18 protein-coding genes are annotated in these 13927 nt (G+C 60.6%); 14 read left to right on the forward strand and 4 right to left on the reverse strand.

Annotated features, from left to right (window positions below):
• Positions 1-30 precede the first annotated feature (30 nt).
• Together KBY73_RS14370 and KBY73_RS14375 are read left to right on the forward strand one after the other, a co-directional pair.
• Complete coding sequence (locus KBY73_RS14370) at positions 31-666, forward strand: peroxiredoxin (RefSeq protein ID WP_254937744.1); 636 nt, start codon at positions 31-33, stop codon at positions 664-666.
• Between the two features lie 10 nt (positions 667-676).
• Positions 677-1861, forward strand: a complete 1185-nt coding sequence (locus KBY73_RS14375) for an anhydro-N-acetylmuramic acid kinase (RefSeq protein ID WP_254937745.1) — start codon at positions 677-679, stop codon at positions 1859-1861.
• Here the strand turns inward: KBY73_RS14375 and KBY73_RS14380 are convergent.
• Positions 1795-2106, reverse strand: a complete 312-nt coding sequence (locus KBY73_RS14380; RefSeq protein ID WP_254937746.1) for a ribbon-helix-helix domain-containing protein — start codon at positions 2104-2106, stop codon at positions 1795-1797. The two genes, KBY73_RS14375 and KBY73_RS14380, sit on opposite strands and share 67 nt — an antisense overlap.
• 107 nt (positions 2107-2213) lie before the next feature.
• On the opposite strand from KBY73_RS14380, the gene KBY73_RS14385 reads away from it, so the two are divergent.
• From KBY73_RS14385 to KBY73_RS14405, 5 genes are all read left to right on the forward strand, one after another.
• The gene (locus KBY73_RS14385; protein ID WP_254937747.1) at positions 2214-2546 is read left to right on the forward strand and encodes a hypothetical protein; all 333 of its coding nucleotides are present in this window, start codon (positions 2214-2216) and stop codon (positions 2544-2546) included.
• Positions 2547-2585: 39 nt separating this feature from the next.
• The gene (locus tag KBY73_RS14390) at positions 2586-2867 is read left to right on the forward strand and encodes a hypothetical protein (protein ID WP_254937748.1); all 282 of its coding nucleotides are present in this window, start codon (positions 2586-2588) and stop codon (positions 2865-2867) included.
• Between the two features lie 206 nt (positions 2868-3073).
• On the forward strand, positions 3074-4822 hold the full coding sequence (locus KBY73_RS14395) for an ABC-F family ATP-binding cassette domain-containing protein (RefSeq protein WP_396097218.1): 1749 nt from the start codon (positions 3074-3076) through the stop codon (positions 4820-4822).
• Between the two features lie 148 nt (positions 4823-4970).
• Positions 4971-5135, forward strand: a complete 165-nt coding sequence (locus tag KBY73_RS14400; protein ID WP_254937750.1) for a hypothetical protein — start codon at positions 4971-4973, stop codon at positions 5133-5135.
• Positions 5136-5269: 134 nt separating this feature from the next.
• Complete coding sequence (locus KBY73_RS14405; RefSeq protein WP_254937751.1) at positions 5270-5497, forward strand: hypothetical protein; 228 nt, start codon at positions 5270-5272, stop codon at positions 5495-5497.
• Here the strand turns inward: KBY73_RS14405 and KBY73_RS14410 are convergent.
• Complete coding sequence (locus KBY73_RS14410; RefSeq protein ID WP_254937752.1) at positions 5494-6630, reverse strand: trypsin-like peptidase domain-containing protein; 1137 nt, start codon at positions 6628-6630, stop codon at positions 5494-5496. The genes KBY73_RS14405 and KBY73_RS14410 overlap by 4 nt on opposite strands.
• Before the next feature lie 309 nt (positions 6631-6939).
• Here KBY73_RS14410 and KBY73_RS14415 point away from each other — a divergent pair, with 309 nt between their 5' ends.
• Genes KBY73_RS14415 through KBY73_RS14445 form a run of 7 tightly spaced genes read left to right on the forward strand, consistent with a single transcriptional unit; the run spans position 6940 to position 12432 of the window.
• Positions 6940-7245, forward strand: a complete 306-nt coding sequence (locus KBY73_RS14415; RefSeq protein ID WP_254937753.1) for a DUF2973 domain-containing protein — start codon at positions 6940-6942, stop codon at positions 7243-7245.
• A gap of 43 nt (positions 7246-7288) precedes the next feature.
• Positions 7289-7672: a hypothetical protein gene (locus KBY73_RS14420; protein ID WP_106632550.1), complete on the forward strand. Its 384-nt coding sequence runs from the start codon at positions 7289-7291 to the stop codon at positions 7670-7672.
• 39 nt (positions 7673-7711) lie between these two features.
• Positions 7712-10279 carry an ATP-dependent helicase HrpB gene (gene hrpB, locus KBY73_RS14425; protein WP_315858445.1) on the forward strand — a complete coding sequence of 856 codons (2568 nt, stop codon included), beginning with the start codon at positions 7712-7714 and terminating at the stop codon, positions 10277-10279.
• A gap of 60 nt (positions 10280-10339) precedes the next feature.
• On the forward strand, positions 10340-10516 hold the full coding sequence (locus KBY73_RS14430) for a hypothetical protein (protein ID WP_254937754.1): 177 nt from the start codon (positions 10340-10342) through the stop codon (positions 10514-10516).
• Positions 10513-11688: an exodeoxyribonuclease VII large subunit gene (gene xseA, locus KBY73_RS14435; protein WP_254937755.1), complete on the forward strand. Its 1176-nt coding sequence runs from the start codon at positions 10513-10515 to the stop codon at positions 11686-11688. Before KBY73_RS14430 ends, xseA begins: the two co-directional genes overlap by 4 nt.
• Positions 11689-11692: 4 nt before the next feature.
• Positions 11693-11968, forward strand: coding sequence for an exodeoxyribonuclease VII small subunit (locus tag KBY73_RS14440; protein ID WP_254937756.1), 276 nt, complete (start codon positions 11693-11695; stop codon positions 11966-11968).
• A 14-nt stretch (positions 11969-11982) separates the two neighbouring features.
• Positions 11983-12432 (forward strand): DUF2834 domain-containing protein, encoded by a 450-nt coding sequence (locus KBY73_RS14445; RefSeq protein ID WP_254937757.1) that lies wholly within the window; start codon positions 11983-11985, stop codon positions 12430-12432.
• Between the two features lie 8 nt (positions 12433-12440).
• Here KBY73_RS14445 and KBY73_RS14450 read toward each other — a convergent pair whose 3' ends face one another.
• Together KBY73_RS14450 and KBY73_RS14455 are read right to left on the reverse strand one after the other, a co-directional pair.
• Complete coding sequence (locus KBY73_RS14450) at positions 12441-12788, reverse strand: hypothetical protein (protein ID WP_254937758.1); 348 nt, start codon at positions 12786-12788, stop codon at positions 12441-12443.
• Positions 12788-13669: a YihY/virulence factor BrkB family protein gene (locus KBY73_RS14455; RefSeq protein ID WP_254937759.1), complete on the reverse strand. Its 882-nt coding sequence runs from the start codon at positions 13667-13669 to the stop codon at positions 12788-12790. Before KBY73_RS14455 ends, KBY73_RS14450 begins: the two co-directional genes overlap by 1 nt.
• Positions 13670-13927: the final 258 nt, after the last annotated feature.

Below are 13927 nucleotides of genomic sequence, written 5' to 3' on the forward strand. Positions count from 1 at the left end.
CACTTGCTTTCTTCCTCCCTTTCAGCCTCTATGGCCCTCCAACTCGGCGATACCGTTCCCGATTTCACCCAGGATTCCCAGCTGGGGCCGATCAATCTCTACGACTTCGGCGCTGACAGCTGGGTTGTGCTGTTCTCCCACCCGGCCGACTACACCCCTGTTTGCACCACAGAATTGGGAGAGGTATCCCGGCTGCGCCCTGAATGGGAAAAGCGCAACGTCAAAACCATCGCCCTGAGTGTGGATTCCGCCGAAAGCCACAACGGCTGGATCTGCGATATCAACGAAACCCAGAACACAACAGTTGATTATCCGATCCTTGCGGATGCGGACAAAAAGGTGAGCGACCTTTACGGGATGATTCACCCCAACTCCCTTAATAATCTGACTGTGCGTTCGGTGTTCATCATCGATCCCAACAAGAAACTGCGCCTGCAGATCACCTACCCCGCCAGCACAGGTCGCAACTTCCACGAAATCCTGCGGGTGATTGATTCACTGCAGCTCACCGACAACCACTCCGTGGCCACCCCGGTGAATTGGAAAGACGGCGACGATTGCGTCGTAGTGCCATCGATCTCCACCGAAGATGCCCGCGCCAAGTTTGCCAAGGGCGTCACTGAGATCAAGCCCTACTTGCGCATGACCCCCCAGCCCAACAAGTGAGTTTGGGCTGATGCGGGTGTTGGGGTTGATGAGCGGCACAAGCGCCGATGGCGTGGATGCCGTCCTGGCCAGCTTCAGCGGGCCGCCCCAACGTCCGCGCTGGAGGCTGGAAAATCACCACTTCAACCCTTACCCCGCCGAGCTCCAACGCCAGATAATTGGCGTTGGCCAAGGCCAATCGTTCGCTAGCTCAACGCTGCTCGAATTGGCGGAAGCCGTGACCGAGCAGCAAGCTCTCGCAGCCAGAGCATGCGATCCCCAGGGCAGGGCCCAATTAGTTGGCTGCCACGGCCAGACCCTCTGGCATCGCCCGCCCCAGGCTGGCCAGCGGGGTGCCAGCTGGCAACTACTTCAAGGGCCACTGCTGGCGGAACTGCTGGCTACGCCGGTGGTATTTGATTTCCGCAGTGCCGATCTGGCCCTTGGCGGCCAGGGAGCACCGCTTGTCCCGCCTGCAGACCAGGCCCTACTGGGTCGTTGCGGCGGCTGGCGGGCGGTACTGAATCTGGGGGGCATTGCCAACCTCACCCTGATCCCACCGGCCCAGGGCCCCGAAAGTTGCCTACCAGTGCGGGGCTGGGACTGTGGTCCCGCAAATACCCTGCTGGACCTGGCAACCATGCACTTCAGTGGCGGCCAGCAGAGCTATGACGCTGATGGGGCCTGGGCCCGCCAGGGACAGATCGATGAAGCCCTCATTAAACGCTGGTTAGCTGAGCCCTATTTCCAGTGCCCACCGCCGAAGTCCACCGGTCGAGAGCTATTCGGCCAGGCAGACCTGGAGCGAAGGCTGGCCGAACTCAAGGGGCGAGACGCGGCGGACGCCCTAGCCACCCTGACCGGCTTCAGTGCCGCAGTTGTAGCCCAGGAGTTGGGCCATGGACCCCAAGCGATCGAGCTGCTGGTGGCTGGAGGGGGCTGCCGCAACAGCCTGCTAGTAGAACAACTGCAACGCCGCTGCCGCGGCCTGATCGTGCGGCCGTTGGTGGAATTTGGCATCGGCGAGGCAGAGAGAGAGGCCTTGGCCTTCGCCCTGCTGGCCTGGTGGCACGCCCTGGGGCATCAGGGAAACCTGCCCTCAGTCACCGGCGCGAGCGGCGGCGCGGTGCTGGGGCTTTGCGCCCGTCCTCAGTCAGGTCGGTGCAACCGAACCCTGCGGGGAGCTCCCCGCAGGCGCTGGGGTTTTTGGGCCTGACTGGCCTCCAGTCCCTGACGAAAAAGCTCAGCCTGGAATCCCGCCTGAACCGGGGAAGCCTGGCTGGCTTGGGCCTGCTGCAGCCGCTCCACACCTTGCTGGATCAGCACCTTGGCCATGTTGCTCACCGTACGGGACTCGGCATCCGCGAATTCAGCCAACTGTTGGCAGAGCTGCTCGGGCAACACCACCTGAATGCGAGGTGATTTGGACTTGCCACTCGAGGAGGTCTGCCGGGTGGCCACGGAGTTGCGAAGCAGGCGTGGGGCAGGACTGGAGCTTGCAATCTCCAGCCCATACCCCTCAGATACAAACCAGTGTACAGAGATGCACAAGGGTAGTATCCAAGACTATGCTGAAGGCAACCATCCCATCGGAGGTGCACACCGTGCCCCGTTCCTCCACCCCACGCGCCTCAACCCCTGCCTCAGCTGCCCAGGGCCGCAAACGCCGGACAGCCGAACGCAGCGATGTGCTCGTCTCCGCAGTAATCAGCACCTACCTGCTCACCCACCTGCATCACGTTCTGCAGCGGGCCGAATACGGCGCCCAGCAGGAGGGAAGAGGCGCACTTGCAGCCAACTACGCCGAGCTGCGCAAAGTGCTTTGCCTAGATGCCCGCAGCATGGAAGATGCATCCGCCTGTGGCACACCAGAGCAAGGCGAAAACCAGCTAGCCGCCTAAACCCATTCGTTTTAAAGTTTCGATAATTTGCTGCTTGCAATGACCGCCAGCAACGTCGACGCACTACCAGACGACGCCGTGAGACCTCTGCACGCCAGCAATGCTGCTGAGCTCTACGCCCAAATCAGTGCCGACCACGACCTAACCCAAGCGCTATTCCGCCAGGCCCTACAGGATCCTTCTGGGGCCATTAGCCGAATCATTGAGCTGGGCCAGCAGTTCGGCTTGCCGGTCAGCGCCCAAGAGATCCGCACCTACGTTTCCAGCCTGGATGACAGCGTCAGCAAGCAGTGGCTGGTGAAGGCTCGCGGGGGGCTCTGAGTTGGTGCGGCGCTGTTGTCGCTGATCGCGATCACCACCTGCCCAGCTGAAAAAGAGCCAATAACTCACAAGCGCCAGACCAGCTGCGACAACCAGAGCTGCCACCTGCTCAAGGCGTTTGATCATGGCCGTCCCACAGGCAGGTGAGACGAGTCTGCACCAGATGATTACCTAGCCGACCCCCGGCAGACAGGTCGCCAGGGATGATGGAACTGGTCCCTAGACCCTTCTCCGTGCTCCGCCTCGAACGCCTCGGCAAGATTTATCCCACCGGCGAGGTGCTGCGGGATGTCACCTGGGAGGTGAGGCCGGGGGACCGCATTGGCTTGGTGGGCGTCAACGGAGCTGGCAAGTCCACCCAGATGAAGATCATTGCCGGGCTGGAAGAGCCCAGCAGTGGCCTGGTGGTGAAGCAAGGCGAACCCCGCATTGCCTACCTGCAACAGGAATTCGACGTCGATCCAGCCCGCACGGTGCGAGAGGAGCTGTTCCAGGCCTTCGGCGAAGCAGCTGAAGTGCTGATTCGCCAGCACCAGCTGGAGCACGAAATGGCCAGCGAGCAGGCCGCCAGCGACCCCGACCATCTTGACGAGCTAATCCACGAGCTAGGCCGGCTGCACAGCCGTTTCGAGGCGTTGCACGGCTACGAGCTCGACGCCCGCATCGACAAATTGTTGCCCACCATTGGCTTCAGTCCCGAGGGGGCCGAACAGCTGGTGGGGGATTATTCCGGCGGCTGGCAGATGCGCATCGCCCTCGGCAAAATCCTCCTCCAGGAACCGGATCTGCTGCTGCTCGACGAGCCCACCAACCATCTGGACGTTGAAACGATTCAGTGGCTCGAGGGCTATCTGGTCGAACAAACCGCGGCCCTAGTGGTGATCAGCCACGACCGCACCTTCTTGGATCGGGTCTGCAACCAGATAGTGGAAACCGAACGGGGGGTATCGCGCACCTACCTGGGCAACTACAGCCAGCACCTAGAGCAGAAAGTCCTGGAGCGCGAAGCAACTCAGGCCGCATTTGATCGGCAACAAAAGGAGCTTGGAGCCCAGCAGGCCTACATCGACCGCTTTCGGGCCAGTGCTACCCGCTCCACCCAGGCCAAAAGCCGGGAGAAACTGTTGGAGAAAGTTGAGCGGGTTGAAGCTCCGCTCGAAGGTGTCGGCGGGCCGCGATTCCGCTTTCCCGAAGCACCACGCTCTGGGCGCCTGGTGGCAGACATCAAAAATCTGACCCACAGCTACGGCGAGCAGATTCTGTTTTTGGGTGCTGAGCTGGAGGTGGAACGGGGTGACCGCATCGCCTTTGTCGGGCCTAACGGCGCCGGTAAATCAACCCTGCTGCGGCTCATCATGGGCAGCGAAAAGCCCGAGGACGGCTGCGCCAGCCTCGGGGAGCACAACGTGATAGCGAACTACTTCGAGCAGAACCAGGCCGAAGCCCTAGACCTCTCCAAAACCGTGATCAACACGATCTTCGAGGTGGTGCCCGACTGGACTCAGACCCAAGTGCGCTCGCTGCTAGGCAGCTTCTGCTTCAGCAACGAAAGCGTATTCAAGGAGGCCGGCAAGCTCTCTGGAGGAGAGAAAGCCAGGCTGGCGCTGGCATTAATGCTGCTCAGCCCCTGCAACCTCCTAGTTCTGGATGAGCCCACTAATCACCTTGATATTCCAGCCAAGCAGATGCTGGAAGACGCGCTGATCGACTACGAAGGGGCGGCCTTGCTGGTGAGTCACGACCGCTATTTCATCTCCAGGGTGGCCAACCGGATCGTGGAGATTCGGGATGGCCAACTGGTACTCTACCGCGGCGATTATTCCTATTACCTCACCAAGAAAGAAGAGGAAGCTGGCCTGGCCCGGCAGGCCGAAGAAGCAGAACGCAAAGCGGCAAAACAGGCAGCCAACAAAGCCAAGCAGGCGTCTCGAAAATCCCAGTCAAAATCCAGCTGACCAGCGCCGCCCGCAGCCTCCTGCCTCAGCAAGTACACAGAACTTCACCGCCGCTTAGGCAGGAAGACTCATTTCACTAGCCGCCTTGGTTTGGTGTGCATAGGCTGACAAGGAGTCGCCACCGCAGGAGATCATGGGTAATGCACACATGGGCCCCAACGCCCAGGGCACCAGCTATCAAGTCGCCGGCTATCAGGAGACTGGCGGCCAAAGCGACGCTTTGGAGGTGTATTTCGAATGCATCACCACCTGCTCCCTAGACGACGGCGCCTGCGTGACGCGCTGCGTTGAAGAGCTGCGTGAACAGCCCTGAGCCCAGATATCGGCCATCCCACCACCGCGTAACAGCAAATCAGCACAGGCAAGGCACCCTGTCGCAACCGCTACGCAAGCGAATGAAACAGTTTGTAGCGTTACGGGGTCAAACAGATACCTGTGGTGCGTGCCATGTCTGAACCACTCGCCCTCAGTCTCGGCCAGCAGTTTGAGCTGGAGCGCATGAACCGGGCTATTGAAGCCACCGCCGATCCCCAGACTCTGCGAGGCATTGCCAAGCAGCTACTCCAGGCCTGGCATAGCCAAAAGGCGGCAACCCAGTGGGTGATGCGTCAGCAACTCGGCGCACCAACCCAAGTTTCACCAAGCCTGGGCAGTCCGTGGGGGCAAGAGGCCTAGGGGGCTGGGGCTAATTGGGCTGGAATAACGGTTAACTGCATCAATTTTCCGGCCCTATTCACCCGAAGCGCCAAGCTTCCCCCCACCCCTGCCCTCTCCACCGCTGTCACCAGCTGGGAGGGGCTAGCAATGGGCTGATCACCCACCGCGACGATTACATCGCCCTTTTGCAGGCCTGCCCGGGCCGCCGGTGAGGAAGCCTGTATCGCCATCACCCGCACGCCTTGATTCAGCCCAGCGCCATCACCGGCACGAACCCCGTCGAGACTTACGCCGATAACTGGGTGGCTGACGCGACCAGAGGTAAGCAATTGTCGGGCAATATCCCGGGCCCGGTTAATTGGAATGGCAAATCCCAAGCCTGCCCCAGGCCCGGTACGCACCAAGGTGTTAATACCGATCACCTCGCCATCAGCGTTTAGCAGTGGTCCACCTGAATTGCCCGGGTTAATTGCTGCATCGGTCTGAATCAGATCCAAGCGCTTGTCTGTGATGCCCAGCTTGCTGGCGTTGCGGTTGAGATTGCTGATGATCCCCATGGTCACGGTGTTGTCCAACCCGTACGGGTTGCCTACGGCAATTGCCCACTCGCCCACTTGCAGGCTGTCGGAGTTGCCCAAGGGCGCTACTGGCCAGGGGCCATTGCCCGCCAACCTCACGACCGCCAGATCCGTGCGGCGATCAAGACCGACCACCGTGCCCTCAACCCGACGACCGCCCTGCAGCCCCACGGTCACTCGGTCTGATTTCTCCACCACGTGGGCATTAGTCAAAATTAGGCCCTCAGCCTGAAAAATAAAGCCGCTTCCCTGACCCCGCTCTGTGCGCTGAGAGGGCTGCTGTTGCAGCTGGGGCATGCCAAAAAATTGGCGAAACAGAGGGTCGTTGAGCAGGCCACTGGGCAAACCTCCCGAAGCACCACCTGAGGCGGCCACGGTCCGTTCCGTGTCAATGGTCACCACCGCGGGTCCAGCGCGGCGGACGGCCGCCGCTACAAACGACTGGCGGTTCGAGCTGACTGAAGCTGCACTCTGGGCAAGGGCGGCAGCGGCTGGCCAGGGGGCCGGGGGCGCCAGCAGAGCCATAACCACTAACCCCGAGCCCAGCCAGGGCAAGGCCCGCAAATCAGCCATCACCACAAGATCCAACTAGTAAAACCGTAAGCAAGCAGCCAGCGGCTGCCTAGATCGTGATTTCCCTCCCAGTTCGGGCGCCACGGGCGGCCCAAATCAGCCCTATTGTTAATAAATATTCTTTTAATTCCATGGACACTGGGCGACTGCTAATTGCTTTTCTCGCCTTCGGTGCCGCCTGCAGCACCCTGTGGGCCTGGATGGTTGCCAATACCGGAGATGTTGCAGTCGTTGATCCCCAAACGGCTCGCTCCAGGCAATGATGGAACCGCGACACGCAACCACCCATCTGAGGCCAGCTTTACGGCCATGAACACTGTGTTCTCCCAGCTTTTACCCCTGGTCTACGGGGCCTGCTTCGTATTACTGCTATGGCAAGCCTTCAAGGTGATGGGTCAGGGATTCCGAGCCATTCCCCGTCCAGGTGATCGAGATGCTGAGGGTGCGCCTTCAGCACAAGTACCCGAAATCAGGTCCAATCTCGACCGCACCGGGCGACTCACCATCCATCCGGAGCTGCTTGATTCAGATGGTCAGATCACCCAGGAAGACCTGTTGACCGTGCGCTTCAGCGGCGACAACGAGCAAGCGGCTTACCCAGGTGACCTCAGCTGAATAGGCTCTCCGTTGAGCAAGCGTTTTTCAGCGGAGACAGAAGGTGGATCAACGGACCCGAATAGTGGCTGCAGTGCTGACAAGTCTCAAGCTGCCACCTCGTTTTCGCCTCAAGCTGATCAAGGAAGATCCGATTCGGCTGGAGTTGAGCATCACTCCCGCCTACGGCAGGGATCCAATTTTGGTAGGTCTGGTTGAATCTCAGGATCTCGTTGCCCGTCGCGACCGAGAGGGGCGCATCCCCCGAGACCTGCAAGGCACCTGGGACTGGACTGTTCGCCACGGCAAGGTGAGCACTGGGGGCTGGAATCCTTACCTGAAGGAGGCCTTGCAAACCATGTTTGAAACCGGCCTGCCGGCGATCGTTTACGAGGAGCTCACAGGCGAGGCCTACCACCCGGTGGATGGCATTCGCCACGTGCGCTGATTCCACCAGGAAAGCCCGCTGCCAACGCCCCCGCTCCCGATTGACGGCCTGCTGGCGCCGCTGCTCGAAGCCTGCAGGCCCGGGGCAACCGTGCTGCTCCAGGCACCCCCTGGAGCAGGTAAAACGACCCGGGTGCCCCTAGCTCTGCTGTCAGGACTGAACCTGGAGCCGGGCAAGCCGGGTGACGCATCTGGCCGCATCTGGATGCTGGAACCCCGTCGCCTGGCAGCCAAAGCGGCAGCCCAAAGGCTGGCGGCCGAGCTCGGTGAGCCCCTCGGCCAGCAAGTTGGCTACAGCGTGCGGCTCGAATCCTGCATCTCAGCCGCCACCCGCCTGGAGGTGCTAACAGACGGCCTGTTTCTGCGGCGCTTGCAGGCAAACCCCGGCCTTGATCGGGTGGAGTGCCTGATCTTTGACGAATTCCATGAGCGCGGCGCCGACACCGACCTATCTCTTGCCCTGGTGCGTCAGGCCAGGGAGCTGCTGAGGCCAGAGCTGCGGCTGGTGCTGATGTCTGCCACCCTCAACCTGGCCCCGCTGGCGGAGCAGTTGCCTGGGGCCACCGTGCTGACTAGCGAAGGGCGTTGCTACCCGGTGGCAGTCAGCCACCAGCCACCGCGACCAGGCGAAAGGCTGGCGCAACAGGTGGTGCGCGCCCTTGAGCAGCACTGGCTAGAGCAGCGCGGCGACGGCGAAACGGTGCTGGTTTTCCTCCCAGGGCTAAAGGAGATCCAGGACTGCAGCAGGGCGATCGCCGCCACCGACTGGGGAAAGTCCACCCATGGGGTCGTGGAGTGCGTTCCCCTGCACGGCAACCTGACCCTGGAGACCCAAGGCCGCGCTATCGGCCCGGCCAGCAGCGCCGCGGGCAAGGTGGTGCTCGCCACTTCCATCGCTGAGAGTTCCCTCACCTTGGCTGGGGTAACCCTGGTGCTCGACAGTGGTCTGAGCCGCCGCAACCGCTTCGATCCGGGCAGTGGACTTGATGGCCTCGTCACCGTGCCCGCCAGCCAAGCCAGCGCTGAGCAACGGGCCGGACGGGCCGGTCGCCTGGGGCTAGGTCGCTGCCTGCGCCTTTGGTCGCCCGCTGAACAGCAGCGCCGTCCCGCTTTCGATCCACCGGAGTTGCTCGAGGTAGATCCCCTGCCCCTGGCCTTGCAACTGGCCCAGTGGGGCGATCCCCTTGGCAGGGACCTGCACTGGATCGACCCACCAGCACCTGCACACCTGCAGGAGGCCCGTCTGCAGCTCGACCAGCTTGGTGCCCTAGGCGCCAGCGGGCGGCTGAACAGCCACGGGCAGCACCTGGCCCAACTGGGGGTGCATCCGCGCCTCGCCCAGCTGCTACTGCTGGGCGAGCAACTTGGCCAACTGGAGCTGGCCTGCGGCCTGGCGGTGCTGCTAAGCGAGCGCGATCCGCTCAACCGTCAGGAGGCCGGCAGTGACCTGCTGCGGCGACTTGACTGGCTAGGGGAAGACCGCCCTGGCGATAGCTCCCAGCGCCGGCTGCGTCAGCTGCAAAGCCAGCTGCACCGCCAGGTCAGGCAACTAGGTGGTCAGGGTTCCAGCCCTACAGCTGCAATGCCTGTTGGCCGATCAGTAACCCTGTCAGAAGCGGCGGCCGCGCTAATTGCCGCCGCCTATCCGGAGCGGCTGGCCCTAGCCAGATCAGGCAAGCCCGGCCGCTACCTCCTCAGTGGCGGCCGCGGCGCCGTGCTCCATTCAGACGATCCCCTAGTGGCCTGCCCTGCTCTGGCCGTTGCCCAGCTGGATGGCCAAGGCCAGGACGCTCGCATCCAGCTAGCGATCCCCCTTGATATCAGCCAACTGCGGCAACTGGCGGAGCATCCCGGCGGGCAAGGCCAGGTCGCAGTGGAGGCGCGCTGGGATGGAGAAGGTCAACGGGTGCGCTGCGAGCGCTCCCTGCGGCTAGGGGCGCTGGTACTTGAGCGCCGCAGCTGGGGCGAAGCCGAACCGGCCTTGATTCGCAGCGCCCTGGTAGAGGGCCTGCGGCAGCTGGGACTGGAAGCTCTGCCATGGGATCCCGTTAGCCGCCAACTCCAGCAACGCCTCAGCCTGGCCCACCAGCACCTAGGCGACCCATGGCCCGACTGCAGCCCCCAGCTGCTACTTGAACAGCTAGATGAATGGCTCGGCCCCCACCTCAACGGCCTCCGCAGCCGCGACGACCTGCAGGGACTACCCCTAGGCGAAGCCCTCTGGGGCGACGCCCCCTGGAGCTTGCGTCCCCAACTCGATCAGCTGCTGCCAGTGGCCCTGACCGTGCCCTCTGGCCGCCAGGTCAAGCTCGACTACAGCAGCGGCCAGCCCGTGCTGGCAGTAAAGCTGCAGGAGCTATTCGGCGCTCGCACAAACCCAATGGTGCTCTCAGGCCAGCTAGCCGTGACCGTGCACCTGCTCACACCGGCCGGCCGGCCAGCAGCGATCACCCAGGATCTGGCGGGCTTCTGGGAGCGCAACTATCCGGAGGTGCGCAAGGAGCTGCGCGGGCGCTACCCCCGTCACCCCTGGCCAGAAGACCCGTGCCAAGCCGAGGCGACGGCCCTTACCAAAGCGAGGCTGCAAAAGGGGAATCATCGAACCTGAGGGGCATGGGCAGATAAGGCACCTGCCTGCCCCAAACTGGATCTTTCCGGCAAGGCTGCCTTGGCCCGCTTTTACGTCAACAACCGTCGTGATGGCTCGCGCCTGCTTAGCAGCGCCCTAGTGATCTGCGTCGCAGGCCTGATTCGCTTTGATCATCCGATTGGGCGATCGGTAGCGCTGGTAGCAGGCCTGGTGAGCCTCTACTGGTGGATCTGCTACCGGCAGATCCAACCGTGACTGCGGCCGGGGATTTTTCAGGCATACCGCGCTATGGCGTCACAGAACTGAATTGCGCGGTGGCATCGCTGCTGGAGCGAGGCTTTGCACCTCGATTTCTGCTTGACGCAACCGTGAGCCGGCCCCAGCTCAAAAAGGGACATCTCTGGATGACCCTGGTCGACGAGCAGGCATCAATTTCAGCAGTGGTTTGGGCCTCCCAACTGGCGAAGCTGACCTTCGTTCCCGAAGACGGAGATGGGGTCGTAGTGGTGGGCAAGCTCAATTTTTGGAGCAGCCGGGCAAGCCTCTGCGTTCAGGCACTCGACATCAGGCCGAGCCTGAGTTCGGTCCTGCGTCAGTTCGAACAGGTGCGGGAGCGGCTGGCCCTCGAAGGGTTATTGGATCAAGACCGCAAGCGCCCCCTACCAGCTTTCCCAAGGCGCATTGCCCTGCTCACGAGCTGTCCGAGTTCTGCCTTGGCCGACATGCTGCGCACCAGCGCCGAGCGCTGGCCAGCGACAGCAGTAGTCGTGGTGCCAATACCCGTACAAGGCCCCGTACACGAAGCCATCTGCCGGACCCTGGGACAGCTGAGCTCCCAAGTGGAGCAGTTGGGCATCGATGCGATCGTGATCGGCCGAGGCGGAGGCAGCCGCGAAGACCTAGCCGTGTTTGATAACGAAGAGCTGGCGCGATGTTTAGCCGCCTGCCCTGTGCCCGTAGTCAGTGGCATTGGCCACGAAGATGACACCACCGTTGCCGACCTGGTAGCGGACTACAGGGCCGCCACCCCCACCGCTGCCCTGGTGGCCCTATTGCCAGATCGCCGCGTAGCGGTTCAGACATTGCAGCAGCAGGGGAGACACCTACAGCAACTCGTCCAACTGAGGCTGCAAGGAGAGCGTCAGCGACTCACTCGGTATCGGGAGCGCCTAGCGGGGGTGCATCCACTCGCCCTAGTGACCTGTCGTCGCCAGTCCCTGGGGCATGCGCAGCAGCTGCTGCAGGCACTTTCGCCCGCACACCAGCTCAAGAGGGGCTTCTGCTTGCTGCGCAATGGCAAAGGGCTTGTGGTGCGCTCCGTGCAGCAACTAGAACAAGGGGGCGAAGTCATAGCCCAACTCACAGATGGGCAGGCGAGCGCCGTGGTGCGCGAGATTCTGCATCAAGCTCCTGAGGCGAAGCTCTGAACGGATGCCTAAAGCAAAGGCCACAAGCAAAACAAAAGAAAATGAAAGCTTCGAAAGCGTTGGCGCCGATCTCTCATACAACGAAGCCCACACCGCCCTGCAACTGGCCTTATCAGCCCTGCAAGCCACGGACCTAGATGTCGAAGCAATGACAGGTCTATACCGTCAAGCCCGCGCCTATTTGGATCGCTGTGAGGCGGTACTCGCCCATGTGGAACAGGAAGTAATGCTGTGGCAGGAAGGAGATATCGCGGTAGTCCCCTTTAATGAGCCCAACTAGAATCAACTCAAATCATGGCAGCTAATTCCGACACCAGCCCTAGCAACAGCAGCACTGGCATCAGCACCATCGCCATTCAGGGGAATTCAACCTTGAAATGGCTGTATCTAGCCTTAGCGATCAGCGGGGCGGTTCTTCCCTGGCTAGCAAACGTTGACTTCATCAGGCAATACGGATCAAGCTTCGACATAGGCATGTTTGTGCATCTTGCAAATGCAAATCCAGCCGCAAGCTCCCTATCAAGGGACCTGGCAATAGGAGCAACGGCGGTGGTGATTTGGATCGCGCAGGAGAGCAAGCGGCTGCAAATGCGAGGGCTGCCTTGGGTACTGCTCAGCTGCGTAACGCTTGCTTTCGCATGTGGAGCCCCACTATTTTTGTATTTACGAGAGCGCCGTTTGGAGGAATTAGCACGCGGGCAAAAGCCCACACCTACCGGCCAGGAATTAGAAATAAAGAATTAGATGCAAGCTCAAGGAGATGGATTTTCCTCGTTGACGACTTGTACATCGATGGTGACGTTACTGACATCAAACTGCTCACCAGACTCGGAACCCGACGCAGAAGCGGAAAAAGCGCTGCCACAGGCTGGGCAAAATTCCTTCTCCATGGAGGCAAAACCACAGGATTCACAGGTACGCAGCCTGCTTTGAATCACCTGCCAAGCCACGAAGCCAGCCGCTCCCAGTAATAGGGGCAAAAACACCAAGAGCAAGGTTATGCCTCCGAGCAGATCGAGTACAAAGCGCCCTGCCGGACCGGGAGCGAGGAGCAGCAAAAGCGCCAACAGCAACCAGAGCCAGGTACGTGATCGCGGCATCAGCTGATTTCAATTGGGGCAGATACATCCATCCTGACGCGCTGGCGCCGGTCCAGGACGACACACAAGCACTGACCGTAGTAAAGGATGACACCAACCAACCAAACCCAAAGACTCAACAACAACACACCCCCCACCAGCCCATAGGCCTGAAAGCGCACCCCTACCGCCAACAGAATGCGCCCAAGCACCAAATTAAGGATGGTGAGGGTTGAACCTATTAATAGCGCCCCTGGGAACAGAGGCTGCCAAGCGACACGACGCGAGGGCAATACCCACAACAACAACATGGCCAAGGCAATAGAAATCAGCAACGAAATCAGTAAGTCAAGTATTGATGAAACTGGACGCTGCAAATCACGAGCCACAGGCAGAATCTCCAGGACACGGGCCCACAAGCTGGCCGAGCCAAGCAGACGCATACTGGTGAAAGCCTGATCGACCACAATAAAAAGGGCGAATAATGACACAAGGCCAAAAGCCTTGATACGTAATCGCACATAGCGAACTACCAAACGCTTCCATGGCAAATCCTCAAGCCCTGCTGGGCGATTCCACCAAAGCCGATCAGCGCCACGCTGCAAAGTGAGATAGGCATTGCTTGCCGTTAAAATCAATACAACGGCACCAAGAATCCCAGCACCAAATCCTTGCCTTAAAAAAGCTGACAATGTTGAAGAAAAAATCGGCATCGCCGAATTGGGCAAGATTTCCGAAACAACTACCAATAACCTCTCAACCAAACCCTCATCCCCGCCAAGCAACCTAGCCGCAATGGAAAGTGCTATCAAAAGCACAGGGAATAAAGACTGAAGACTGTGATATGCGAAAGCAGCACTGAGGTCAACGCAGTCGAGCTTAAGCCACAATCTATAAGCCAACCAAAAGGGCAGCAATCTATATCTCTGGCCACCATCCCATCTACGCAGGTCCCAGAGAGCTCGTGAACGCACTACCCAGCCACCATCCGGAACTAAATGGACACTAGCTGCAGCCGCTGTAATTACCAAGCCCACCCAAGAAGCTTAACCAACAAAAAAGCCACCCTTAGGGGTGGCTTTTAAGTCAACTTACACAAACTCTTTCAAGAGCAAGATGAAGTTGATTGGGATGAATGTTTTACCTGGCATCGAGCTATT

The sequence above is a fragment of the Cyanobium sp. Tous-M-B4 genome, assembly GCF_024345395.1.
Lineage (GTDB): Bacteria > Cyanobacteriota > Cyanobacteriia > PCC-6307 > Cyanobiaceae > Cyanobium_A.

Excerpts from the sequence above, each read along its gene's own strand:
- KBY73_RS14370 (WP_254937744.1), top strand. The coding sequence starts at position 31 with ATGGCCCTCCAACTCGGCGATACCGTTCCCGATTTCACCCAGGATTCC.
- KBY73_RS14375 (WP_254937745.1), top strand. The coding sequence starts at position 677 with ATGCGGGTGTTGGGGTTGATGAGCGGCACAAGCGCCGATGGCGTGGAT.
- KBY73_RS14385 (WP_254937747.1), top strand. The coding sequence starts at position 2,214 with ATGCTGAAGGCAACCATCCCATCGGAGGTGCACACCGTGCCCCGTTCC.
- KBY73_RS14390 (WP_254937748.1), top strand. The coding sequence starts at position 2,586 with ATGACCGCCAGCAACGTCGACGCACTACCAGACGACGCCGTGAGACCT.
- KBY73_RS14395 (WP_396097218.1), top strand. The coding sequence starts at position 3,074 with ATGGAACTGGTCCCTAGACCCTTCTCCGTGCTCCGCCTCGAACGCCTC.
- KBY73_RS14400 (WP_254937750.1), top strand. The coding sequence starts at position 4,971 with ATGGGCCCCAACGCCCAGGGCACCAGCTATCAAGTCGCCGGCTATCAG.
- KBY73_RS14405 (WP_254937751.1), top strand. The coding sequence starts at position 5,270 with ATGTCTGAACCACTCGCCCTCAGTCTCGGCCAGCAGTTTGAGCTGGAG.
- KBY73_RS14410 (WP_254937752.1), bottom strand. The coding sequence starts at position 6,630 with ATGGCTGATTTGCGGGCCTTGCCCTGGCTGGGCTCGGGGTTAGTGGTT.
- KBY73_RS14415 (WP_254937753.1), top strand. The coding sequence starts at position 6,940 with ATGAACACTGTGTTCTCCCAGCTTTTACCCCTGGTCTACGGGGCCTGC.
- KBY73_RS14440 (WP_254937756.1), top strand. The coding sequence starts at position 11,693 with ATGCCTAAAGCAAAGGCCACAAGCAAAACAAAAGAAAATGAAAGCTTC.
- KBY73_RS14445 (WP_254937757.1), top strand. The coding sequence starts at position 11,983 with ATGGCAGCTAATTCCGACACCAGCCCTAGCAACAGCAGCACTGGCATC.
- KBY73_RS14450 (WP_254937758.1), bottom strand. The coding sequence starts at position 12,788 with ATGCCGCGATCACGTACCTGGCTCTGGTTGCTGTTGGCGCTTTTGCTG.